Below are 23,705 nucleotides of genomic sequence, written 5' to 3'. Positions count from 1 at the left end.
ATATGATAAATTCAGTTCATAAAATGTTGAAGGGGACATGCCCTTAGCAAATTGACAAAAGGTTCTTTTGTAGTAAAATTCAAACTATTCATAAACGAAAGGAACCGCCGTGATTGAAAGCGGGGACAAATTTTAAATAAGAAGGTGTTGAGGTGGCGGGGTATTCTGAACGAACGGTTGAGAGTTACATAGATTCTCCGGATCGATTAAAGAGATTGTACAAAAGAGTATTATTCATCGTGAGTCTGTCGCAGATTTTCGGCGGTGCGGGGCTGGCTGCCGGGATTACGGTAGGCGCCCTGTTAGCAAAGCAAATGCTTGGGACGGATGCGTTTTCAGGAGTCCCTTCTGCCTTATTTACTTTAGGATCGGCAGGAGCCGCTTTCGGCGTCGGGAGACTTTCTCAGCGTTACGGGCGCCGCACGGGCTTAACCGCCGGCTTTATGGTCGGCGGGATCGGCGCAATCGGGGTCGTTGCTGCGGCCGTGATCAACAGCATCATATTGTTGTTCGTTTCCCTGCTTATTTACGGAGCGGGCACAGCGACAAACTTGCAGGCGCGGTATGCCGGCACTGACTTGGCTGATAAAAAGCAGCGGGCTAAAGCGATCAGCGTCACAATGGTGATGACAACATTTGGAGCGGTTGCGGGCCCCAATTTGGTGGATGTCATGGGGAAATTTGCTTCGATCATCGGCGTTCCGCCACTTGCGGGACCGTTTATTTTATCGGCGGCAGCTTTTATTCTGGCAGGGCTTGTGCTTTATATTTTGCTTCGGCCGGATCCGTTGGAGATCGCCAAAAAAATCGAAACCTATAGACAAGAAAATAAATTAGCAGACGAATCGAAGTCTGCCGGTGCTTCGGACGATCAAAAGGGGATTACAATTGGTGCCGCTGTTATGGTGCTTACCCAAATTGTGATGGTTGCGATTATGACCATGACGCCCGTTCATATGCAGCACCACGGACACAGCTTGGGAGATGTCGGGATCGTGATAGGTTTTCATATCGGTTCAATGTATCTTCCGTCACTTGTCACAGGGATTCTTGTTGATAAAATTGGCCGGACAGCCATAAGCATCGCCTCAGGGGTGACCCTGCTGCTCGCTGGTGCAGTGGCGGCGCTGGCTCCCAGCGATTCGCTCGTTTTATTGATCGTTGCCCTTTCGCTGCTTGGATTGGGATGGAACTTTGGATTAATCAGCGGAACTGCACAAATTATCGATTCGACCGAGCCTTCAACACGTGCGAAAGTGCAGGGAACGCTTGATGTTTTGATCGCATTGGCGGGGGCTTCCGGCGGGGCTCTTTCCGGAATGGTTGTCGCTCATTCAAGCTATGCCGTGTTATCCTTGGCGGGCGGGCTGTTATCCTTGGCTCTGATTCCAGCCGTCATTTGGCCGCGAAGAAAAACAAATACTCAAAAAGGGTAGGAAAAGGTCTATCGGATTCGGGGCCTATCGGACATCGCCGCCGGGCTTTCTTAATTTAAAAACGATGAAATCGGGGCACCTGAGATCTTCTTCAAATGAAGGGTATTTTTTCAGCATCTCTTTTGACGGTCTCGGTTCCTCGACCGCTTCTAATTGAAAGCCGGCTTTGATGATCGTATTGATATAGCTTGTCAGTGTTCTGTGAAAAAGAAACATTTTCTCCTCGCCGCCCAGCGGCTGCTCATATGCGCCTTCGTAAAAATACCGATCAACGTTCCAATGGAGCTTTTGGCCGTCTTTGGTTCTTTCCCATCCGCTTTCCGGGGTGACGAAACAAGGGTGTAATATTGAAAAAATAAAGCATCCTCCATCTTTTAATAACCTGTGCATTTCCTGAAACGCTTTTTCATCATTTGCGAGGTCTTGGATGACCATATTCGATATGATGATATCAAAGCTTTGCTCATCTAAAAAATGCAAGTCCTCACAATTGCCGTGCCGATAATGAATGTGCAATCCGTCCGGCGTTCTTTCCTTGGCGATCTCAAGCATTCTTGTCGAATAGTCAACCGCCGTTACAACTGCTTCGCGGGCGGCCAGCATTCTGCTTAAATATCCTTCTCCGCACCCGGCATCCAGCACTTTTTGATTTTTCACCGTTTCAATGAGAGAAAAGATGACGGGGTTCAAAAAGACTTCTTTATGTATATCGCCTTGTTCAGTATGGTTTGCAGCATAGCTATCTGCAAACCGGTTCCATCTTTGAATGGCTTCTTCAGTGGCAGCGTTTTTTCTCATATCACTTCCTCCTTTTGACATGATCATACCACAAACCATATTACGTTTTAGCCAGGTTAAAGGACATTCCTGTTGACAAAGCAGCCTATTTGTAATTATGATAGTTACATCAAGTGTAACGAAATTTGTTACAGATCAAGATTAAAACATTCAGGAGGAATTCGAATATGAAAATGCTAGTAACGGGGGCAACCGGAAAATTAGGATCGAAAATTGTGGAAAAGCTGCTGGAAACTGTACCGGCGGATCAGCTGGCGGTCAGCGTGCGCAATCCGGAAAAAGCGGAAGCGCTGCGGGCGCGCGGGGTCGATGTGCGCCACGGGGATTTTGACCGCCCGGAAACATTGGAATCCGCATTTCGAGGCATTGACCGTCTGCTGATTATCTCTGCCGATGGAGACAATGAGACGAGAATCCGTCAGCACGGCAATGCGGTAGCTGCCGCAGAGCGCGCCGGAGTTCGGTTTATCGCTTATACGAGCATTGCGAATGCCCGCGAAAGCAAAAACTTCCTTGCGCCGACTCACAAAGCAACTGAAGAAGCGATTTTGCAAACGGGGATTCCATACTCCTTCTTGCGCAATAACTGGTACTTGGAAAATGAAATGTCGAGTATTCAAGGCGTTTTGGCGGGAGCCCCTTGGGTGACATCAGCAGAGAATGGCAAAGTGGGCTGGGCGCTGCAGCAGGATTACGCGGATGCAGCGGCAGCGGTTCTGTCCGGCGAAGGCCACGAAAACACCGTTTACGAACTTTCAGGCAAACTATTAACTCAGGAAGAAATCGCTTCAGCCCTTGGGGAAGTATTGGGCAAAGAAGTTCCCGTTCAGCATGTTGACGATGCTGCCTATCGCGATATCATGAAAAATGCGGGTGTGCCGGATTTTCTGATTCCGATGGTTGTCGATATCCAAAAAGGCATTCGTGAAGGCACACTTGAAGTCGAAAGCGATGATTTTGAAAAAGTGCTCGGCCGTCCGCTCACGCCAATTAAAGAAGGATTGGCTCAAATCGTTGCAAGAATCTCAGAAGCGAAATAATGATCAATAGGATTCGAAAGAGTGATGAACAGAATTACAGTGTTCATCACTCTTTTTTTAAAAGATAGATCAAAAAAGACTCGCCACAATCACCGCACATACTTTATAGCCTAAGTTACTTTTATTAAAATAAGTAAAATATCGACTGAATTCCAGAGCTAATGATGAAGGAATAAAAAGACAGGCATGTGCGGCTGCTTGAGAAGAAAAACTGAAAGCTGATGGCAGCGCATGAATTTGCAGTGTGTATTAACTTGTAAAGAGCCTCGATAGTAGCCTCTGTTTGGATTGCGGCTCATCCATCATCCCCCGCGACAGTTTCACTATTAAAACTCACAAATATGCACCTGACCGTTATTTGATTTTCCTTTGCTGTATTAAACCTATGGCCACAAGCATGACAGTGCCGAGTAAGGCAATCGGAAGAAACCACCCGCCAAATCCGCTTCCCCAGTCTAAAGCGATTGACACGGATTCAATTAATATGAGAGAAAAAATGATTAAGCATGCATTTTTTAAGCGGTTGATCAACTTTCGGCTGAGCAGGTAGAAGTGTTCAGCGTTTGTTTCATTCAGGCGCTTTGGATGATTGTGAATCTCAGGGTGCTTTTCTAGGAACTGCATGAACAGAAGGATAATTAATCCGATTCCCGGCAATATGAAAAGCTCCCATTTTGACCCCCAGCGATCCACTTCACCGAGTGCGTTGTAATGTGCAGGCACCTTTTCGGGGAGCGATCCCCAGACAGCGGCCAATAGAATGATCGATCCCAGGTAAAAGAAATAGCCAAATGCGTTCCAAACCCGTTCCCCTTTTGTCTTTTGAATGTTGATCTTAGAACCGTCGGCTCTGTTCTGCATATGTACCCCTCCTTAGTTTTAAATACGGTTTGACCTATGAAAAAGTTCGGGATTTTCGCCAGCTGGAATGGGGTATATTTGCGGTGAGTCCAGGCAATGTTAAGGGAATGTAAATCATCAGCCGGCAATGTTAAGTTATTGTAAATTTTCGATTTGAATCGTTTACATAGGCTTTAATCTCCATCATAATCATAGTGTTTGGTTTGTAGATTTATGTCGAATTAGGGGGGCACGACTTTGGAAATAGATGTGCAGAAATTGCTTTTTGAATTCATTGGAGGTCTCGGGATCTTTCTTCTCGGTATTAAGTTTATGGGAGAAGGACTTCAAAAATCAGCCGGAGATAAGCTGAGAGACATATTAGATCGTTTTACAAGCAACCCTCTGATGGGTGTTTTGGCAGGTATGATTGTCACGGTTTTAATTCAAAGCAGTTCCGGCACGACCGTTATCACTGTCGGTCTTGTCAGCGCCGGCTTTATGACCCTCCGCCAGGCGATCGGCGTCATTATGGGTGCGAACATCGGAACGACGGCCACAGCCTTTATTATCGGCTTTGACGTTGGGGCATATGCGCTTCCGATCATCGCCATTGGTTCATTTTTGCTGTTTTTCTTAAAGAGCAAAAAATTTCAGAACATCGGACAAATTCTGTTTGGATTTGGTGCGCTTTTCTACGGCTTGGAATTAATGAGCAGCGGGATGAAGCCGCTCCGGACGGTTGAAGCTTTTCATGATTTAACAGTCAGCATGAGTGCGAATCCTATTCTCGGCGTGCTCGTCGGCACCCTTTTCACCGTTCTCGTCCAAAGCTCAAGTGCAACGATCGGGATCCTGCAAGGGCTGTTTGCCGATTCATTAATAGATCTAAACGGCGCTCTGCCTGTATTATTCGGAGACAATATCGGTACGACGATTACCGCTGTACTGGCATCTCTTGGCGCCTCAGTGGCAGCCAAACGGGCCGCGGCCGTTCACGTATTGTTCAACCTGATTGGAACAGCGATTTTCCTGATCTTGCTGAAGCCGTTCACAGCTTTGATTTTAATGCTTCAATCCTCTTTAGGGCTGGACCCTAAGATGGTGATTGCGTTTGCCCACGGGATCTTTAATACGTCGAATACGCTGATTCAGCTTCCGTTTGTCGGCATATTGGCTTTGATCGTTACGAAGCTGATTCCAGGCAAAGATTCGGTTGTGGACTATAAAGCAACACATCTTGATCCGCTGTTCATTCAGCAGTCTCCTTCAATTGCGCTGGGACAGGCGAAAGAAGAAGTATTGCGCATGGGTGAATTTGCGGTAAAGGGACTTGAGGAAACAAAAGAGTTTTTTAATACAAAACAGGCAAAACATGCGCAAAGCGCTTTTCAAATAGAAGATGCGATCAACAATTTGGACAGGAAGATAACCGATTACTTGATCGAATTGTCCGCCACTACGCTTTCTGAACAAGAATCTGAAGAACATCATATGTTAATGGATACTGTCAGAGACATTGAAAGAATCGGCGATCACTTTGAAAACTTGGTTGAGCTTGGTGAGTACCAGCAATCCAACAGGGTGAAAATTTCCGAAGCGGCAATGGCTGATTTAACGGAAATGCTTGACCTGACCATTTCCACTGTTAAGGAGTCCATCACCGCTCTTGGGGAAAATAACGAAGATGCCGCAAGACGCGTAGTCGAAAAAGAAAATCAGATTGATAAAATGGAACGCAAGCTTCGCAAAAAGCACATTCTTCGCTTAAACGACGGATTATGCAGCGGACAAGCCGGCGTGATCTTCGTCGATATCACCAGCAACCTGGAAAGGATCGGCGACCATGCCGTCAATATTGCTGAAGCTGTTTTAGGCGAAGAAAAGCATTAAAAAACCGGGAGTCATTCCCGGTTTTTTATTTTGTAGGCCTTTTTTATTACGGTATGACATATTTACTAAATTGTGAGCAAAAAGGAAGAACATTCTTCTTCTGGAGACGCAAATCAAGTATAATAGTTTTATTCTTTAGGAGGTATTAAGATGCAGAAATACAGAAGAAGAAACACAACGGCCTTTACGGTTATGTCATATTTCACATTTTTTGCGGGGGTCTTTTTGTTCGGTATCGGCCTTTATAATGCGGACAACCTGCAGCTCAATGAAAAAGGCTATTACTTAGCTGTGATGATTTTAGTGGCGGTCGGCGCGATTTTGACGCAGAAAGTGACGAGAGACAACGCCGAGGACAATGAAATCATTGCGGAGCAGGAGAGAAGACAGAATTTGTCTAGTGGTGAGTAAGTATAAAAAAAAGGCATCTTTAGGGATACCTTTTTTAATTTGAAATATTTTTATATTTGTTTTCCAAAACGAAGTCAATCATTCCAATAATTTTTGTATGGTTCGATTTTTTTCTAAAGTGTAAGAAGTTTTGATCTTTGTTTCTTTGCGATTTAGTGATCGTGCCGAACACCCAGATGGAGCTGGCTAAAAGTAATATTGTTAATATCAAAGGAAAAAAATTATGCTCGATGTCATATGAAATGGAAACGACTTGACCAGAAAATATAGCAGTTATAATGCTGGCGGTGAAGGAGCTGTAAAGCGAAGCTTTGATCACATGGCTGATTTTTAGCGTAGGACCCGAAAAATAAACTTTCAACCGGTTTAACGTGGATAAATCTTGTTTTTCGAGGTATGCCATCAGCTCTTCATCGTTTTCAGATTTCGATAACAATAGAGTTTCAGCCGTTTGTTTTGTTTCTTCGAATAATTGTTTGTCTGTTTGCATGTCTTTTGCCCTTCTTTTTTATTAGATTGATAGAGAATCCAGGCAGAGGTGAATGTTCCTCTGCTTTCTAATTAAATTCTTTTTTAAAACGTTCATCTAAAATAAAATCAATCATACCCGTGATTCTGGAATATTCCGCTCTTTTTTGAAAGTGCAGAATTGTTTGCACTGGTCCTTTTCGCGAGGAGATCAGCATCTTGACGATCCAAACCAAAGAGAACATCAGATAGAACATGAAGCAGAATGAAAAAAACCTTGAAAGATCATGGGTGAAGGTGGAGACTTGACCAGATAAAAAGGCCGCCATAATTACAGCAGTCATACTGCTAAAAAAAATGCCCTTAATAAAATACGTTAATGTAAAACTTGGATTTGAAAAATAGATTTTTAGCTGATTTAATGTAACAGAATCTTGATTTGCAAGGTATGTAATCAGTTCTTCGTCACTTTTGTGAGACTCAAGGAGTTTGGCTGTTTGTTCAGCTTTTTCAAATAATTGTTTTTCTTTTATCATTGGAGTGTCACTCCTACTTCATAAAAAAACATGAGAATTTTATTGGTGCGGTATATTTTTCAATGCCTTTTTGTATTTTTGTTGTAAAACATAATCAATCATTTTTACGTTACGTGCAAACTCGGCTTTCTTGGAAAAGTGTGTAATAAATTGAATCGGCTTTTTTTTCAAGGTGACAAGCTGTTTAAGCACCCAAAATATACACCCCGCAAATATGACAGCTAATATTAGAATGGAGATGCCGGAAACGAAAGGGAATATCGAAGCTGCTTGACCAGAAAGAATTGCAGTTATGAAGGTAGCCAATATTATACTGAAAAATGCTGCACTGATGAAATAATGAAGTGCAAATGAAGGATCTGAGTAATAGACTTTCAGTTGATTTAAGGTTAATGAATCTTGTTTAGCGAGAAAGAATAATAACTCTTCGTCGCTCTTATCGCGGTAAGTTTTAAGGGTTTTGGCTGTTTTTTGCGTTTCAATGAATACTTGTTTGTCTGTGTTCAATGTTGATACCTCCACGATACTTTAATTTTGAAAAACTGAATAAATACATTATATTATGTATTTATTCAGCTTTCATTAAATAAGGAAATTAATGAGATATTAGTTATCTAAATATCACAGCAGACACTGCCGCGCCAATAGCGATTTCAGATGCTGAGTTCCAGCTAATTACACCAGCTGTTGTTATGATATTTCTTCCAACTGTAACCCCAATTGTTCCTCTTTTTACTATTGACATAAAAAAATACGGAAATTGACTCCTTCATAGCGAAGTCAATTTCCGTATCTTGTTTATCTCAACAGCCCCAAGCTTCCTGTCAGCCGCGCAACTTTTTTCTTATCGCCGCAAACGCCGATTCCAAAATAGTGGTAATCGGAAGCTGCGGTGCTTTGAAATGTTTCAATATATGCTTCATATGTATGAATGCCTTGCGCTACATCGGTGAAATCGACCGTCAGAATATCGTTGAATTCGTCGGTCAACAGCTTTTGTCTTAATTGATGAAGCAGCTCGGCGTTGCCTTTTAAAATGGGGATTGGAAGTTTGACGATACCCAAATGGTCGATTCCCGAGCCGTCCGTTACATTTTCTCCGAGCAGGCCGGGTTTGTTTTTGCCGAGTGCAGCCCCCAGGATTGCAGCTGTATTGGCAATTAGCCCGAGCGGCAGATTTTCATCGATAATCAGTGCGCATTTTGTTTCTTCTATCAAATTTGTTCCTCCTTCAGCTGCGGTTTTGGTTTTGTTTCAGAAATATAAAGACCGGCCAATGTGAGCGCTCCTCCGCAAAAAGCAACCCATGTCAGTTTTTCTTGCAGAATGACGACGGATGCGGCAATGGTGATGACGGGTACCATATAGATATAAGCGCTCGTTTTTACCGCCCCAAGCACACCGACCGACCAGTTCCATGTCACAAAGCAAAGCGCAGATGCGCCTGCGCCTAAGAACAGGATATTCAGCCAATTGGCGGGGGAGGCGAAAGGGCTTGCGTCGAAGCGGAAATCAAATAGAAACAGAGCGGGAACCATGAATAGCAAGCCGTACAGAAAGATCCGCTGTGTGCATTGGATTGTATGGTAACCGAATGTGCTGATTTTTTTCATTAAAATGGCATATGCCGCCCAGACGAATGCGGAGGCAGCAGCAAGAATGTCGCCGAGCGGATTCAGCTTGAGCATGATTTGTCCGTTAAAGAAAATGAGCGCAAGTCCTGTAAAAGCGGCGGCGGATCCAATGAAGAAGCGGGGTTCCAGCTTTTCGCCCGAAAGGAAAAAATGCGCCAAAACCGCGGTGATCATCGGAATAACCGCGACGATTATGCCGGCGTTTGAGGCGTAGGTAAGGGTAAGCGCGATGTTTTCCAACAGAAAATAAAGCGTCACCCCGCATAAGCCTGCTCCCGCAAACAGCGCTTCCTGCCTCCAGCTCCGGAATGTGAGCACATGCGGATGCACCATAATCAGCACGATCAATCCGATGAGAAACCGGTAAAACAATATATCTATGGGCGCAAAATCCTCGAGCAGCACCTTTGTCGAGACAAAAGTGGTACCCCAGATGATGATTGTGATGACAGCTGCGAGGTGTCCGGCGGTTTCGCGTCTTGTCTTCATCCTTTGATCTCCTGCCTGTCATATTCAAAGATTTTCATATATTGTTTCGGCGTCAGCCCGACCTGCCGCTTGAAAAATTTCGTCATATGGCTCTGATCGCTGAAGCCTGTTTGGAAAGCGGCATCGATTGGTTTGACGCCTTCTTCCAACAGCTTTTTCGCATGATTGATACGGACGGTTTCCAAGTAGCTGTAGGGGGAAATTCCTTTCTGCTTCGTAAACGACCGCAGGAGGTGGTACTTGCTCCAGCCTGCCAGCTTGCTTAAATGTTCAAGCGTAATGTTTTCCTGGTAATGGGATTCCAAATAACCGCACACCGCTTTGACTTCGTCGGACGGTTCAGGCGTATTTTCGAGAAACGCGACATCAGAATACGTCCGAATCAACTCCTCGAGAAGGTTGAGAAAAAGCTCCTCTTTTTTCAAGGCTTTTACTTTCTGCAATATTTGAATGTGAAGCTCCTTCAAGCTGGCGTTCAGCTCATGACGGAACAAGACATTCTCCGTGAAATATGGGAGGCTGTCGGTCCCGGTGATCTCCTTCACAAATCTTCTCATAACATCAGGCATCACATTTATGCAGCGATAATCGAGCGCCTTTCCGTCAATCTGCTCGCAACTGTGCGTGTCATAAGGATTGAAAAGCACGAGATCGCCCTGATTAATGATGTATTCTTCTCCCTTGCAAAGCAAATAGCGCTGCCCCTTCTCGATAAAACCAATCACAAAATACTCGTGAAAGTGATTCGGAAACTTCTGCATAATGCCTTTAAAGCGGTAGGCTTCAACATTCAGATCAGGGTCCAGAAAAAGCGTGCGGGTTTCATTTCGCATGTCGGGCCTCCTTGGTGTGATGATGTTTAAGTTTATCATGTTTTTGGGAGATTTCTTGTATGATGTTGCTTAATGAAAAAATCGTATTTTTTGTGAAAAGAATGAGCAATTTGAAGCTGTCGTGGAATGGAATCAGAATGGTGAAGATCATAAGGAGAGGGTGAAACTGACAGCAACTACAGGGGCATAAAAATTGAACCATTGTAACTTTTAGTGTAATATTACACCAAAAAGAACGTCGGAGGTTCCTCCATGGATAAAGAATACATAACCGAACTCATTTCTTCCAAGTTAAGATTAATCCGTGCGGAAAGCGGCTATACGCAGGAGAAAATGGCGAACGTGCTCGGGATGTCGAAGAAAACGCTCGTGCAAATTGAAAAGGGCAGGTCGGCAGCGGGGTGGGCGCATGTTGTCGCGGTATGCGCGCTTTTTCGGAACAGTGAAGTGCTGCAGGCCGTGCTCGGGGATGAGCCCCTTGAGGTGGTGGAGACTGTCGCTCATCGAAGCATCGACAGACCAAAAGGGAAGACGCTTGGCGGAAAAGTGTGGTGGCGGGACATTGAGAAAAAAGGCGAGTTTCGCCTTCAGCAAAACTTGATTTCTCACCATTACCGCATTTTGGATTCGTATGACGACCTATGGTTCAGCACGTTTGAAAAACAGGATGCTGTTGCGCGTTTGGACGAGCTGTTAAATGAACAGGACGGGGTGGAATGAAGAAAAAGTTAAGTCCTCTGAATTTGCCGGTCTTCATTCCTCCAAGACAAGACATAGTGAAAAACACTGCGTGTCTTGTCTGCGGAATCGGACGTGAGAACAGTTTTCCATCCGCCTTATTCTCACTCCAGCACATCATCAAGCAGCTTCCACATCAGCTCCCTCCGGTTTCCTGCGCCCGTCTTCAAAAAAATCGATTTCAAGTGGTCTTGAACGGTGTAAGCCGATATATGCAATTCGTCTCCGATGGCTTTTGTTGAAAGTCCGCGGATGACCCGGTAAACGATGTCTTTTTCCCGGTCGGACAGGCTGTAGGCTTCTGCTATCAGCGGTATGGTTTCTGCCGGTGAAGCAGGCTCGAATGAAACGGCGATCTGGCCTGACGGGCCAAAGCCGTCTAAACGGCTCGCTTTAATGGATAGGCAGGAATGACCCGGAATCGAGATGACTGTTTTTGCCGGATCGGCAGTTTCGGCCGCTGCCCGCGTGCAGACGGCCCGGACAGGTCTCGGCACGGCATCGCTGCCGATGCTTACCCAGCCGCGCAAGATGTTCAGCCAATGGAGGGCTGCTCGGTTGCATGGCAAGGGCTGCAGGTCTTCCGACAAAATCAGAATGCCTCCGACATGTTTCATGTGAAACATGTCTTTTTTTGACAGATGGTGTCTGAATTGCTGAAGGTACCGGCCGATAAGCGGTGCGAGTGAAGCAAGCAAGCTCTTATCCTTTTCTGTAAACAGCGGCTGTCCTCTTTTCCTCAACAGGGTAAGGTGTTTGAGCTTGAATGGGAAGGAAGAGAGTCTTGCTTAAAGGAGAAAGAAACCGGTGAGCGATTTGTGATATCGTTTGACATCTTGTTAGAAAGTGAGATGATAAATATTAGAAAATAATAGAAGGAGTGGGGAAATATGCAGCCTGAAGATATTGTCAGAAGCGGTCCGAACCAATACGTTTGCAGAGAGGGGATCGCGAAAGAACTGCCGTCATTTGCGAATACATTCGAACGTCCCGTCATCATTACTGGGGTCAAATCGTTTAAAGCTTTTACGAGTTATACGACGCCTCCAAACAATTGGAAAGTCGTTCAGCATACGGGCTGCAGTTCCCTAAATAAGATTAAAAAAGCAGCAGAAGAAGCAGAATCGGCAGATGTCATCATTGGGATAGGCGGGGGAACCGTCTTAGATACGGCGAAGGCAGCCGCCGATTTGTTGGACATTGAAGTCATGACGATTCCGACGATCCCGGGAACATGCGCGGCAAGCACGCCGTTAAGCGTCATCTATGATGATGACGGCAACTTTTCGGGCGTCCAATATCATAAGCGCTCCAGCTATTTGACGCTGGTCGATCCGCTTCTTCTCCTCTCTTCGCCGGTCGCTTATGTGAAAAGCGGAATCGGTGATACGCTTGCGAAATGGTATGAGGCCGAAGCGATCATCAGAAATACGGCCGATTCGCTTTCCATCATGGTTCAGACAGGGCTGAGGCAGTCTGTCTATATTCGGGATATTTTGTTGACAGAAAGCCTGAAAGCCATAGAAAGTCTTGAAAAAGGCGAATCCTCCTCATCTTTCGCAAATGTCCTCGAAGCGGTCATCGCGCTGGCTGGCACAGTAGGCGGATATGCGGGCCGCTACGGAAGAATGGCCGGAGCCCATGCCATTCACAACGGCTTAACGTTCATCCCTGAAACCCATCGTGTACTGCACGGCCAAAAGGTAGCCTACGGGATACTTGTGCAGCTTGCTTTAGAAGGGCGGACAGATGAAATCGCCGAACTCGTTCCCTTTTATGAAGGGCTCGGTTTTCCGAAAAGACTTAGCGATTTAGGCATTTTAGAAAACGTTGAAGAGGCAAAACGGACCATCGCCGCCCATGCCGTGCTTCCGGATGAATCTTTATGTTTGATGGGTTCTTTTCATGAAGCTGATGTGATGGCGGCGATAGAGTCGCTTGAATAAACCTGATAAATAAAACAAAATCAGCCATCCGTTACAGGATGGCTGATTTTGTTAAATTTCAACTTTCACATCGGCGTTTTTCTTCAGTTTTTCAACCTGCTGTCCGAGTTTTTCCTGTCGTTTTTGCTGTTTGAGCATGTCTTGGATTTGCTTCTTGACGTCGTCAAACGCAGGTGTGTTTTTCTGTCCGCTGTCTTTTTGCTGTGCGGCAAATTGATCATAGTAATCTTTGATTTCTTTGTCTGTGACCTGATCTGCCGGCAGTTCTTTGTCAATATATTTTTCTGTTTTGATGCTGTCGGCAATGTCGCTTTTCAGCGTGTTCATGTTTAAGCCGGCTTTTTTGACCGCTTCCTCAAAATCTTGATCGTTTTTATACTGCTTTTTGCTTTCGTCCAGCTGTTTTTCAATTTCTTTCTCAGATGCTTTGTAGCCTTTTTTGTCCGCTTCTTGAGTAATTAAAGCCTGTCCGACGAGGCTGTCGATCGCCTGCTTTTTGATTTGCTGTGCCGCATCTTTTGAAGTCGGATCCTGTCCTGTTTGCTGATACTGCATTTGTGCGGTTGATAATACACTGTTATAGTCCTTGCCTGTGATCTTTTCATCGTTAACGACAGCCACTGTTTTTGTTTCATCGACCTTTTGCTGATCAAGCTTTTTCTGCATGGCTTTCATTTGCTTTTCTTGATCCTGCTGCCCGCTTTGAGCTGTTTTTGCTTGATCTTTTGTCTGGGATTGTTGATCATCATGATTTGAAGCGCAGGCGCCCAATACGACAGCCAATAATCCAATCATGAGAGATGATATGCCTTTTTTCATAATATATCTCCTTTCTTCAAACAGAAGTGATTCTTAAAATGACCTTTAGTGGGCATTCTAAACGATCGTCTCTGAAAAAGAAACCATTTGGAATCAATTTTCCAAAATGTAATCGAATTGAAAGGAGATCGTAATGTAATGGCCGAGTTCCGGTTTACTTGATATGCTTCGGATCAAAGCCGTAGACTTCGAAGTCCTTCGCAAAAATCTCCTGCACCAACTCTTTTGTTTCGTCATTGTAAAAGCTATCAAAAGTCGGTAACACCCAGTCGAAGGTTGATATGGTCAAAACGGTGTCCGCGAACTTTCCTTTTTTAAGCATAGTATCGGAAAGATGGTGCGGTGATTTCGACAGCTGGGTTATCGGAGATTTCAATAATTTGTATTTGTTTTCAATCTCTCTGATGTGCGCGCTGAATTGCTCGAGGTAAATATAATTGGTGACAAACTCTTCTTCTCCTTCGAGATACTGAGGACCAAGGTGCCGGTCAATGGCGCTGATATCCGGCCCCAAATCTTTTAAATGATGCAAGAATTGGGTGAAAGACAGCCCTGTATTCATGTCACTGTTGAACAGACAGATAAAATTCGGGGAGCAAATCGCCGCCAGAAAGGAACTGACTGCTCTCCGGAAAGGATTGCGCACAAGCTTGTAAGTGTCCTTTTTTCCCTCTCTTAATTCTGCCAGAAGATCCTTCACATAATCCGGCTGCTGCGTATAGATCGTATTTCTGTAGTGATGAACCTCCCCCGCGCATCTTTGGCCAACATCTTCAAGCAATCCGTTTTGGAAAAAGAACCAACGATTCAGCGTCGTGCAGCCGCTTTTTGGAATCCAGAACAGAATGATCGGAAAATCTTTCGCAAAAAGAGGGGTATAAAGGTAAATCAAGCGATTCAGTCTCTCATCTTCAAACATGCAGAACACATCCACTTCTTTCTTTGTTTTGGTCCGCCTGAGACAGCGGTTGCCTTTATACACAAAGTATGCCGTCACCAATGAATTGATAGGGCGATAATATGAATATATTTCAAAATGATAAGATCCGACAGATGGTTCCTTATTGACCCATATATAGAAAAATAAGTTTATGATTTAAAACAATCTTATGATACTAGAGCATGCCTGTACAGTTATATTTAATGGAACTTTCTGTTTCACTGCATGCTCCGCCTGAGGTAACATGAAAATGAGAAATGCCTGGGAGCGTTCTGAAAGATCAGATGCTCAAGGAAAATAGAATAAAGGGAGGGTCGCTCATGCAGATTCGCATGTCTGAATATCACGTTCCCGACCCCGAATCGGGTCCGTACGGGATCGCCGTATGTACAAACGGGCGCATTTGGTTTACTGAACAAAAGGGAAACCGGATCGGTATGCTCACAGAGTCCGGAGATTTCACCGAATATACGATCCCGACGGAGAGCGCGGGCGCCTCGATTATCACTTCCGGGATTGGAGGCGAGCTATGGTTTACGGAGTATAAAGCGGGGAAAATCGGAAAAATGACGCCTCAAGGGGAAATAACCGAGTATGCCCTTCCTCCAGGTACTGCCCCGTTTGGGATCGCCGTAGGCTGTGACGATGCCATGTGGTATACCGATATGGCCGGACATCAAATCGGCAGGCTGTCATCTTCAGGCAAAATAACGGAATATAAACTGCCCAAACCGGGAGCCTTCCCGTCATTTATTACAAGGGGAGCAGACGATGCCCTCTGGTTTACACAAAATCAAAGCGGCTTCATCGGACGAATAACGGCAGATGGAGACATCAGCGAGTATCCGCTTCCTGGAGAACAATCCGGACCGGTCGGAATCACTGCTGGCCCGGACGGAGCTTTGTGGTTTACAGAAATAAACGAAAATCAAATTGGGCGAATAACGGTCTCAGGTAAGATCAGCGAATACCCGCTTCCGACAGCCAATGCCCGCCCGCACGCGATTACCCCCGGCGGCGATGGTGCCCTGTGGTTTACGGAATGGGGTGCGGGTCAAATCGGCCGCATTACAGTCAACGGAGATATTACGGAATATCCAATCCCGACGGCCGATTCTGAACCGCACGGGATAGCGGCCGGACCAGCCCAATCGATCTGGTTTGCAGAAGAGTGCGGCCGTATTGGGAAAATCTCTATTCTTGATTAAAAAACGTCCAGTTTGCTGGACGTTTTTTTTATAAATTATTCCGTTCTCGTTTCCATTCTGCGGTTGGGCGAGCCAAGGCCTTTATTCATCAAGTAAAAATGGAAAATGTATTCACCGATTGCCATAGCGACTGCTGAAAAAAACGCGGCCAATGCAGCGCTGCTTGCAGCCGTTCCCATCGCAAGAGCCATCAGCCAAACGATAAGAAAAGCGACGCCTAAATCGGCTAAAGTGGCCGTGATGTTATTGGTCTTCGGCAAAATAAACAAATCACCCAGCAAATAGGATACCGCGCCAAGAACAATCGTGATGAAGAGGGTGTTTTCAAAACTGAAACTAAACCCGAGCCCGAGAACAAGGTACAGAATCACAATTGTCATGATGCCTTTAATGGCAAGGGCTTTCACATGTTCCATAACAATTCGCTCCTTTATACGGGATTTTAGTTTTTCTTTTCCTCGTATTCAGAAAATGAAACATGCAAACTTGCTTTTTTAACGGGCTCAGACGTTTTTCCGCTATTCTTTCTGTTTCTTGCATAGTAGATGATATAGCATAACGCCATAAATGGAACGCCGCAAAAAAGGGCTATTCTTTGGTTCGGATCAAAGGCAATGCCGATGCATGATGCCAGACATAATAAAAAAGCGGCAATCGGTACTGCCGGATAAAACGGTGTCCGGTATTTTAAGCCGTCTGCGGTGTTTCCTTCAGCCAAAAAGCGTCTGCGGAACATGAACTGCGAGGCTGCAATGCTCATCCAGACGGCAACAACGGCAAAGCCTGAAATCGATACAAGAACAATATAGACGGAATCAGGCGCAAAAACGCTGGAGAGCAGCGACAGAATGCCGCCGATCATGCTGAAAATCAGCGCGTTCAACGGGATTCCCCGTGAAGTCAGCTTTTGAAAAACGGGGTGTAATGTTTTTTCTTTTGACAGTGACCAGAGCATCCGGGAGCAAGCATATAAGCCTGAGTTGGCCGCGGAAAGCAGAGCCGTCAGAATTACAAAATTCATAATATCGGCCGCGTATGGAACACCGATACGGTCAAAAACGACGACGAACGGGCTTTTGATCACACCGGCTTCTTTGACCGGAATGAGGCATGAGAGCACGAAAATCGTTCCGATGAAGAAAAGCACCAGTCTCCAGAGTGTTGTCTTGATCGCTTTTGGAATGTTCTTTTCCGGTTCGGCGCTTTCTCCGGCGGCAATCCCGATCAGCTCCGTACCCGAAAACGCAAAATTCACGGAGAGCATCGCCATAAAAATTGGAAGGAAACCGTTCGGAAAGAGCCCGCCTTCTCCTGCAAAGTTTGAAAGAAGCGGTGCGGAGTCTGTATTTTGTATCGGGATAATGCCGAATATCGCCGCTCCCCCTAAAATAATAAACAATATAATGGCAAGCACTTTAATGCTCGAAAACCAAAATTCAGATTCGGCAAAAAATCTCACTGAGACAGCATTGAACACGAAAATCAGTGCAGCGAAAACCGCGCTCCACATCCACACCGAAGTATCGGGGAACCAGCGCTGCATTAATAACCCGGCAGCGGTAAATTCCGAACCCAGCGCGACAGCCCAGGTCAGCCAGTAAAGCCAGGCGACGGTGAATCCGGTCCCCGGCCCGATGAATTTGGAGGCGTACATATGAAACGATCCGGTGACAGGCATGGCGACCGCTAATTCGCCGAGGCAGAGCATGACAAGGTAAACGATCAGAGCCCCGACTAAGTAGGCTAAAATCGTTCCGGCAGGACCCGCCTGTGAGATCGTATAACCGGAACTTAAGAAAAGACCCGTGCCGATAACGCCTCCCAAGGAGAGCATGATCAGGTGTCTCGTTTGCATTTTTCTTTGAAAGTTCTGACGATTGCTGTTTGACTGTTCCATCATACCTCCAGCTTTCTCGCCCAGTCGGCGACGGCTTTTATGTCTTCAGGTGTTGTTCTGCAGCAGCCGCCGATCAGCTTCGCCCCTTGGTTGTACCAGCTGCGGGCGCTTTCTCCGAAGGAAGCTTTGCATGCCGCACCATGCCATGTTTTTGTCTCCGGATCATACTGTTCACCGGAATTCGGATAGACGATAATCGGTTTAGCTGTATGCTTTTTGATGCCGCCGATGAGCGAAGAGACATACTCCAGCCGCGTACAGTTTACGCCAACTGCCGCAACCTGGTCATGCTGATCGAGCCATTTCGCGCATTCGCCGGCTTTCGTGCCGTCGCTGATATGGCGTCCGTCTTTAGCGCTGAAACTGATCCACGCATGTGTGTCAGGGAATTCTTTCAATAAATGAACGATTGCTTTTGCTTCTGAAAGGCACGGTATTGTTTCACAGGCCAAAATATCGGCGCCCGCTTCGATTAAAGCGCTCATTCGCCGCCTGTGAAAATCGGCCAATTCGTCTTCTGTGACGTCATAATCCCCCCGATATTCGGAACCATCCGCTAAAAAAGCGCCGTAAGGGCCTACTGAAGCGGCTACAAACGGTTTAGGCCGGCCTTCGCGGTTTTCCGGCACTGCCCAAAATTCATCGCGTGCTACTACAGCAAGACGTACAGACTCCCGGATGAGGTGGAGCGCTTCTTGTTCACTGAGGCCGCGTTTTGTGAAACCCTCAACCGTCGACTGATAGCTGGCTGTAATCGCGCAATCGGCGCCCGCATGGAAATAATCCAGATGCACTTGTTTGATAAGCTCGGGGTTTTCGATGAGCATTTTCGCAGACCACAGGCTGTCGTTCAAATCACAGCCGTACCGTTCAAGCTCGGTGGCCATCGCGCCGTCAAGTGTGATGATAGGAAATTGTTCTAAAATCGATTGGATCGGATTTGTCATCTCATTGTTGAGGATCTGTCGTTTGAGACCCCGGCCTCCTTTTTTAGAGTTTTTAAAAATATATGAAAAATAGTTTAAAAGACTTCAGTAGCTTTTGTCAATCTACCAAAAATCAATTTTTACTAGTAGCTTTTGTCGTTTTCTATTTAGGGTAAAACCGTCCGCCGCCGCATATTTTTTTTAAAAAAACAGATAAGGGGTATCAGATGGATGAAAAAACTGATTATCAATGCTGATGATTTTGGATATTCAAGAGGCGTGAACTACGGAATTATTGATGCCTATAAGCTGGGGATTTTAACATCAGCGACGTTCATGACAAATATGCCGGGCACAGGTCACGCGGCCCGGCTGGCTCGCGAATCGCCCGGACTTGGGATCGGCGTACATTTGGTGCTGACCTGCGGAAGGCCGCTTTTGTCTGACCACCGGACGATCGTCGATGCAAAGGGGAATTTTCGCAATCTCGCATTTTACCAAGGTGCTTTTACAATTGATACTGATGAAGTATACCGCGAGTGGAAAGCGCAGATTGAAACATGCATCAACATGGGCTTGGAACCCGATCATGTGGACAGCCACCATCACATCAACGCTTATCCAGACATCTCAGACGCATTTTTGACGCTCGCCAAAGAGTATAGCCTGCCTGTCAGACGCAATATGGAGAGTGCCATGATCACGGAAAAAGGAGTGAAAACAACAGACTCTTTTTCACCTGTCCTCGAAGCGGCTTTAAAGGACGAAGAAGCCGTCTCTGAACTGTTTGAAGAGCATGATACCGTGGAGGTCATGACCCACCCGGCATACCTCGATAAGGAGCTTTTGACGAATTCTTCTTATACTTATCCGAGAGTGGATGAACTTGAATTTTTAACCGATCCGGACGTTGTCATCCGTTTGAATAAGCTTACTGATGTCCAGCTCGTATCATTTAGGAATTTGACATAAGGAGAATGCCGGAATGAAACATATTCTTCAGCTGCTGGGAAAGTCTTTGCTGATTCCGATTACCGTTCTTCCGATCGCCGGCCTGCTGCTGCGGCTTTCTGCGGAAGATATGCTGAATATACCGCTTTTTCAAGCGTCAGGTGTGATATTGAACAATATGGATGTCCTGATCGCGATCGGCATCGCCATGGGCTTTGCCCGTTCAAAAGATAAAGGGATTCCTGCGCTGACAGGATATTTGGCGATTACCGTATTAAAAGAGGGGCTCGGCATCCTGAATCCCGACCTTGATATGAGCGTCTTCGGCGGGGTGCTCGCCGGCCTGATGGCGGCTTTCATTTATAACCGGTTTCAACATACGAAACTGCCAAGCATGTTTTCATTTTTTGGCGGAGAGAAGTTTCCGATTACGATGATCGTATTGGTGACGATTCCGGTGGCCGGCTTTTTTTCGGTCGTCTGGCCTTATGCAGAAGCGGCGATCGACACTTTTAGCCAGTCGCTTGTAGATCTTGGCGCTTTCGGGGTGTTTGTGTTCGGATTTCTGAATCGGTTTTTGCTGCCGTTCGGCCTTCACCATGTCATGAATACGTATATTTATTTTGGGCTTGGGCGCTATGAGGCGGCATCCGGAGAAGCGGTGACAGGGGAAATTACGCGGTTTTTGAATGGAGACCCGACAGCCGGCTACTTTCTCGGCGGCTTTTTTATCACGATGATGTTTGGCATTCCGGCGATCGCTTTGGCAATCGCGCATGCAGCCAGAACGAGAAAAAAAGAAACGAAAGCGCTCATGTCTTCCGGAGCAGCCACATCGCTGATCACCGGGATTACGGAACCGGTTGAATTCACGTTTTTATTTACTTCGCCTTTATTGTACTTTCTTCACTCGGTCTATACGGGACTTGCCGGAGCGGTGCTCTGTTTGCTGGGGATTCGTCACGGCTTCTCATGGGGAGCGGGCGCCATCGATTATTTGCTGAATCTTAATTTATCAGACGGCGGATTATGGATCATACCGGTCGGCCTTGCCTTTTTTGCTCTCTATTATGTTACATTTTACTTTGTGATTATAAAGCGAAACGTTCCGGTGATCGGAAGGGAACAGGAAACGCCTGAAGGAAACCGGCTGCATCAGTCTATGGCTGCAGGCATACTTAAGCATATCGGCGGCCGTGAGAATGTCGTGACTTGCGAAAACTGTATAACCCGTTTGCGAATGAAATTAAAAGACACATCCTTGGCGGATGAAGCGCAATTAAAGCAATTAGGAGCGCACGGTGTGGTCAAAATTGACCGGCATCATATCCAGATTGTGATCGGAACGGCTGCTGGGGATGTAAAAAAAGACTTGCAGAACTTGATCGGGGAGACTCCGCCGGATTAAAAACTGGAGTTGATTGTTCCGTACCTTTTGGGGAAAATCTCGAATCTGCGAAAAATAAGCTTGCACCTCCAGCAGCGTGAGGCTTTATGATGTGTATAAATCGTCAGTTGGAGGGGAAATTCATGGGAAAAGATGGGTATTATTCAATCGGTGTTTTTTCAGAAATGACAGGGACATCCATTCGGACGCTCCATTATTACGATGAAATCGGCCTGTTGAAGCCTGAAAAACAGCCGGAAACAGGCCGCCGTTTCTACACAGACAGAGATGCGAGAGATTTGCAGAAAATCACATGTTTTAAGTTTCTGGGGTACAGTCTTGAACAAATTCGCGCTTTCATGAAGGATGCATGCTTCGATGCCGGTCTGATTGAGGCGCTGCAGGAGCAGAAAAAGGTGCTGGAGGAGAAAAAGGAGCATATTGAAACAGGGCTGAAAGCGATCAACAGGACAATCGGTCTTCTGGAGGAGGAAGAGGAAATCGACAGTTCTGTTTTCATGAGCCTGCTGAACAGCATCCAGACTGAGAAGGAGCAGCGCATATGGCTTGAACAGCAGGTGTCCAAACGTTTTGCCGATGATGTATTCGGCAAATCAGAAGATGAGATGGCCAAATTGGATCAAGAGTATGTTCGTTTATCTAAAGAAGCCAAGCGGCTCATGGGAAAACCGGTTGATGACCCCGAAGTGCAGAAAATGGCGGACCGATATATGAAGACGAGTTTGGAATTTGTCGGAGAGGACGTGCTGTCGGCTTTAGGACAGATGGAGACAATCGAATCGCAGCAGCTGGCAGAGAAGTTTTCTTCACCTTTTACAAAAGAAGAGGAAGAGTGGCTGCAGCAGGTGTTCGAATATTACATGATTCACAACGATTTCTGTCCCGAAAACGGCCGATGAAAAAAATCCGTCGGAGCTTTTAATGCAAAAGCTCCGGCTCAATTTTCGCCGTTTCATTATCAAGCGAAACATGCAGTTCATGGTTTTGATTAACCGAAGCGAAAAAGATTTCATCCATTCGTTCAAGCCCTTTCTTTTTCAGCTGGTTTTTGAGCCAGCTTTCCGTTACATTCAATTGGTGAAGGACAGATGTGTACACTTTCCCTTCAACGATGACCGGATATGAAAATTTGCCGCTGCTTTTTTGAATTCCCATATCTTCAGCCGTGACTTCCATTTTATTTGGCTTTTTGTATACCGTTAAATTTCCGTTCGCCTCTACAAACGCCATTTCTACGTCGCTGACATTGAAAACATCTTTTTCACGAAGCATCTGCAGAATATTATCCACCGAATATTTGATTCGTTTCAAATTGCCAACAATAAACGTTCCATTTTTGATGACGATGGTCGGTTCAAATGTAATCAGACGTCCCAGCTTTCTGTTTTTGATCATGATTTTTGAAGCGATCCTCTGCAATAGTGCAATCGCAGCCACCGCAGCGGCGGTATGCAAATGTTCAATCCTCGGATCGGCTATGTCCGCTCCGACGACGGCTCCCAATGTAATAATAATTAAAAAATCAAACACAGGCATTTCCCCGATTGAGCGTTTTCCCATAAACAGTGTGACAATTAATAAAAGCGGGAGGATGGTGAAGATTCGCCCGTAGACAACCAAAATTTCTTTCACAGTTTCCATTTTCTTTCTTCCTTTTTGTAGCCTTTTGCCAATTCAAGGTTGACGGCCGTCATTTTCGAGTTGAGGTCATGATATGGATAAGAATCGCTTATTTCAGGAAGCCGGTTGGCATCCTCCTGGTTTGAAATCACACGACCCGCCGAAACAAACCGTTTTGGGGGAATTGTAACACCGATTACTTTTGCTCCCGGTTCGATCACCGTATTCTCTTGGATATAGGCATCAAAAACAAGGCTTTGCATTCCGACAAAAACATTGTTGTCTATTCGTACGGGGCCGTGAATTTGACATTGCGGGGCGAGTGATACTTTCTCGCCTATGTAAATGGAATACGATTCACGATCCTTAAAAACGGAATGTTCAGTAACAGGGTTGTTGTATTCATAGTTTTTCATACCGTGCAAAACAACACCGTCCTGGATATTGCAATCATGGCTGATGAAGATTTTTAATCCCGTGTCTCCTCTGATCGAAGAGAAGGGCCCGATGAAAACGTTGCGTCCGATGACCACACTGCCGATGACCGAGGCGAAATGATGGATGTATGAGGACGCATCAATATCCGGAATATCTGCTTCTTGATTAAATGACGCGGTAATATTGGGGCTGACATTGTCTTGGATCAGCAGCTTTTCAAGAAACTTCCCGGCGAGTGACGAAACCGTTAACCCGAGGATGAGTTTGTTGCTTAATTTCATATGACCTGCCTCCTTTATTCAGGTAGTCTGTCTAAAAAACGGGATAATATTTATGGGCGGCGGTCTGAAACTAAAAAAGAGGATATGGGGAGATAACGGCTAATAAAGCAATGGAATAGGTTTTAGGAAGCGTTCAAGACGATTACCATTTTCAT

The 23,705-nt window shown here is 45.7% G+C and carries 26 protein-coding genes; 10 read left to right on the top strand and 16 right to left on the bottom strand.

Annotated elements, in window-relative coordinates:
• The first annotated feature begins 152 nt into the window (after positions 1 to 152).
• Positions 153 to 1,436: an MFS transporter gene (locus tag ACVC9U_RS18295; protein WP_003178506.1), complete on the top strand. Its 1,284-nt coding sequence runs from the start codon at positions 153 to 155 to the stop codon at positions 1,434 to 1,436.
• A 24-nt stretch (positions 1,437 to 1,460) separates the two neighbouring features.
• Here ACVC9U_RS18295 and ACVC9U_RS18290 read toward each other — a convergent pair whose 3' ends face one another.
• Entirely contained in the window at positions 1,461 to 2,234 is a 774-nt protein-coding gene (locus ACVC9U_RS18290; RefSeq protein WP_003178508.1) for a class I SAM-dependent methyltransferase, read from the bottom strand.
• A 167-nt stretch (positions 2,235 to 2,401) separates the two neighbouring features.
• On the opposite strand from ACVC9U_RS18290, the gene ACVC9U_RS18285 reads away from it, so the two are divergent.
• Complete coding sequence (locus ACVC9U_RS18285) at positions 2,402 to 3,274, top strand: SDR family oxidoreductase (RefSeq protein WP_003178510.1); 873 nt, start codon at positions 2,402 to 2,404, stop codon at positions 3,272 to 3,274.
• A 354-nt stretch (positions 3,275 to 3,628) separates the two neighbouring features.
• On the opposite strand, the gene ACVC9U_RS18280 is transcribed toward ACVC9U_RS18285, so the two are convergent.
• On the bottom strand, positions 3,629 to 4,135 hold the full coding sequence (locus tag ACVC9U_RS18280; RefSeq protein ID WP_003178512.1) for a DUF1648 domain-containing protein: 507 nt from the start codon (positions 4,133 to 4,135) through the stop codon (positions 3,629 to 3,631).
• 237 nt (positions 4,136 to 4,372) lie between these two features.
• Here ACVC9U_RS18280 and ACVC9U_RS18275 point away from each other — a divergent pair, with 237 nt between their 5' ends.
• Both ACVC9U_RS18275 and ACVC9U_RS18270 read left to right on the top strand, forming a co-directional pair.
• Positions 4,373 to 6,007, top strand: a complete 1,635-nt coding sequence (locus ACVC9U_RS18275; RefSeq protein WP_003178514.1) for a Na/Pi cotransporter family protein — start codon at positions 4,373 to 4,375, stop codon at positions 6,005 to 6,007.
• A gap of 150 nt (positions 6,008 to 6,157) precedes the next feature.
• A complete protein-coding gene (locus tag ACVC9U_RS18270) occupies positions 6,158 to 6,418 on the top strand; it encodes a YiaA/YiaB family inner membrane protein (RefSeq protein WP_075753591.1) in 261 nt (86 codons plus the stop codon).
• A 34-nt stretch (positions 6,419 to 6,452) separates the two neighbouring features.
• Here ACVC9U_RS18270 and ACVC9U_RS18265 read toward each other — a convergent pair whose 3' ends face one another.
• The 6 genes from ACVC9U_RS18265 to ACVC9U_RS18240 form a co-directional block, all read right to left on the bottom strand.
• A complete protein-coding gene (locus ACVC9U_RS18265; RefSeq protein WP_075753593.1) occupies positions 6,453 to 6,908 on the bottom strand; it encodes a hypothetical protein in 456 nt (151 codons plus the stop codon).
• Between the two features lie 67 nt (positions 6,909 to 6,975).
• Positions 6,976 to 7,422, bottom strand: coding sequence for a hypothetical protein (locus ACVC9U_RS18260; RefSeq protein ID WP_075753595.1), 447 nt, complete (start codon positions 7,420 to 7,422; stop codon positions 6,976 to 6,978).
• 39 nt (positions 7,423 to 7,461) lie between these two features.
• Entirely contained in the window at positions 7,462 to 7,929 is a 468-nt protein-coding gene (locus ACVC9U_RS18255; protein ID WP_075753597.1) for a hypothetical protein, read from the bottom strand.
• Positions 7,930 to 8,220: 291 nt separating this feature from the next.
• A complete protein-coding gene (locus ACVC9U_RS18250) occupies positions 8,221 to 8,640 on the bottom strand; it encodes a DUF2000 domain-containing protein (protein WP_075753599.1) in 420 nt (139 codons plus the stop codon).
• Positions 8,637 to 9,545 carry a DMT family transporter gene (locus ACVC9U_RS18245; RefSeq protein ID WP_075753601.1) on the bottom strand — a complete coding sequence of 303 codons (909 nt, stop codon included), beginning with the start codon at positions 9,543 to 9,545 and terminating at the stop codon, positions 8,637 to 8,639. The genes ACVC9U_RS18250 and ACVC9U_RS18245 overlap by 4 nt, the downstream gene beginning before the upstream one ends.
• Positions 9,542 to 10,378 (bottom strand): AraC family ligand binding domain-containing protein, encoded by an 837-nt coding sequence (locus ACVC9U_RS18240; protein WP_075753603.1) that lies wholly within the window; start codon positions 10,376 to 10,378, stop codon positions 9,542 to 9,544. The genes ACVC9U_RS18245 and ACVC9U_RS18240 overlap by 4 nt, the downstream gene beginning before the upstream one ends.
• A gap of 252 nt (positions 10,379 to 10,630) precedes the next feature.
• Here ACVC9U_RS18240 and ACVC9U_RS18235 point away from each other — a divergent pair, with 252 nt between their 5' ends.
• Positions 10,631 to 11,098, top strand: a complete 468-nt coding sequence (locus ACVC9U_RS18235) for a helix-turn-helix transcriptional regulator (protein WP_003178531.1) — start codon at positions 10,631 to 10,633, stop codon at positions 11,096 to 11,098.
• 122 nt (positions 11,099 to 11,220) lie between these two features.
• On the opposite strand, the gene ACVC9U_RS18230 is transcribed toward ACVC9U_RS18235, so the two are convergent.
• Complete coding sequence (locus ACVC9U_RS18230) at positions 11,221 to 11,814, bottom strand: helix-turn-helix transcriptional regulator (RefSeq protein ID WP_237562693.1); 594 nt, start codon at positions 11,812 to 11,814, stop codon at positions 11,221 to 11,223.
• A gap of 192 nt (positions 11,815 to 12,006) precedes the next feature.
• Here ACVC9U_RS18230 and ACVC9U_RS18225 point away from each other — a divergent pair, with 192 nt between their 5' ends.
• Complete coding sequence (locus ACVC9U_RS18225; RefSeq protein ID WP_441391370.1) at positions 12,007 to 13,062, top strand: iron-containing alcohol dehydrogenase family protein; 1,056 nt, start codon at positions 12,007 to 12,009, stop codon at positions 13,060 to 13,062.
• 51 nt (positions 13,063 to 13,113) lie between these two features.
• Here ACVC9U_RS18225 and ACVC9U_RS18220 read toward each other — a convergent pair whose 3' ends face one another.
• Both ACVC9U_RS18220 and ACVC9U_RS18215 read right to left on the bottom strand, forming a co-directional pair.
• Positions 13,114 to 13,881 carry a SurA N-terminal domain-containing protein gene (locus ACVC9U_RS18220; protein ID WP_075753607.1) on the bottom strand — a complete coding sequence of 256 codons (768 nt, stop codon included), beginning with the start codon at positions 13,879 to 13,881 and terminating at the stop codon, positions 13,114 to 13,116.
• A 154-nt stretch (positions 13,882 to 14,035) separates the two neighbouring features.
• Positions 14,036 to 14,800 carry a sulfotransferase family 2 domain-containing protein gene (locus ACVC9U_RS18215; protein WP_075753609.1) on the bottom strand — a complete coding sequence of 255 codons (765 nt, stop codon included), beginning with the start codon at positions 14,798 to 14,800 and terminating at the stop codon, positions 14,036 to 14,038.
• A 341-nt stretch (positions 14,801 to 15,141) separates the two neighbouring features.
• Between ACVC9U_RS18215 and ACVC9U_RS18210 the strand changes: the two genes are divergently transcribed.
• Positions 15,142 to 16,029 carry a Vgb family protein gene (locus tag ACVC9U_RS18210; protein ID WP_075753611.1) on the top strand — a complete coding sequence of 296 codons (888 nt, stop codon included), beginning with the start codon at positions 15,142 to 15,144 and terminating at the stop codon, positions 16,027 to 16,029.
• Between the two features lie 35 nt (positions 16,030 to 16,064).
• On the opposite strand, the gene ACVC9U_RS18205 is transcribed toward ACVC9U_RS18210, so the two are convergent.
• From ACVC9U_RS18205 to mmuM, 3 genes are read right to left on the bottom strand one after another with little or no spacing between them, the layout of a single operon-like run.
• Entirely contained in the window at positions 16,065 to 16,445 is a 381-nt protein-coding gene (locus ACVC9U_RS18205) for a DUF2512 family protein (protein ID WP_075753613.1), read from the bottom strand.
• 26 nt (positions 16,446 to 16,471) lie between these two features.
• The gene (gene mmuP, locus ACVC9U_RS18200) at positions 16,472 to 17,926 is read right to left on the bottom strand and encodes an S-methylmethionine permease (protein ID WP_075753615.1); all 1,455 of its coding nucleotides are present in this window, start codon (positions 17,924 to 17,926) and stop codon (positions 16,472 to 16,474) included.
• Entirely contained in the window at positions 17,926 to 18,873 is a 948-nt protein-coding gene (mmuM, locus tag ACVC9U_RS18195) for a homocysteine S-methyltransferase (RefSeq protein WP_441391369.1), read from the bottom strand. Before mmuM ends, mmuP begins: the two co-directional genes overlap by 1 nt.
• A 210-nt stretch (positions 18,874 to 19,083) precedes the next feature.
• On the opposite strand from mmuM, the gene chbG reads away from it, so the two are divergent.
• From chbG to ACVC9U_RS18180, 3 genes are all read left to right on the top strand, one after another.
• The gene (gene chbG / locus ACVC9U_RS18190) at positions 19,084 to 19,824 is read left to right on the top strand and encodes a chitin disaccharide deacetylase (RefSeq protein WP_075753619.1); all 741 of its coding nucleotides are present in this window, start codon (positions 19,084 to 19,086) and stop codon (positions 19,822 to 19,824) included.
• Between the two features lie 13 nt (positions 19,825 to 19,837).
• Positions 19,838 to 21,211 carry a PTS transporter subunit EIIC gene (locus ACVC9U_RS18185; protein WP_075753621.1) on the top strand — a complete coding sequence of 458 codons (1,374 nt, stop codon included), beginning with the start codon at positions 19,838 to 19,840 and terminating at the stop codon, positions 21,209 to 21,211.
• Between the two features lie 122 nt (positions 21,212 to 21,333).
• Positions 21,334 to 22,110 (top strand): MerR family transcriptional regulator, encoded by a 777-nt coding sequence (locus ACVC9U_RS18180; RefSeq protein WP_075753623.1) that lies wholly within the window; start codon positions 21,334 to 21,336, stop codon positions 22,108 to 22,110.
• A 19-nt stretch (positions 22,111 to 22,129) separates the two neighbouring features.
• Here the strand turns inward: ACVC9U_RS18180 and ACVC9U_RS18175 are convergent, their stop codons facing one another.
• Together ACVC9U_RS18175 and ACVC9U_RS18170 are read right to left on the bottom strand one after the other, a co-directional pair.
• Entirely contained in the window at positions 22,130 to 22,852 is a 723-nt protein-coding gene (locus ACVC9U_RS18175) for a DUF421 domain-containing protein (protein ID WP_075753625.1), read from the bottom strand.
• On the bottom strand, positions 22,840 to 23,550 hold the full coding sequence (locus ACVC9U_RS18170) for a gamma carbonic anhydrase family protein (protein WP_075753627.1): 711 nt from the start codon (positions 23,548 to 23,550) through the stop codon (positions 22,840 to 22,842). Before ACVC9U_RS18170 ends, ACVC9U_RS18175 begins: the two co-directional genes overlap by 13 nt.
• Positions 23,551 to 23,705 lie beyond the last annotated feature (155 nt).

Source organism: Bacillus sp. GM2, from assembly GCF_056155945.1.
The sequence above is the reverse complement of the archived record's forward strand: the minus strand, read 5'-3'. Positions and strand labels throughout refer to the sequence as shown.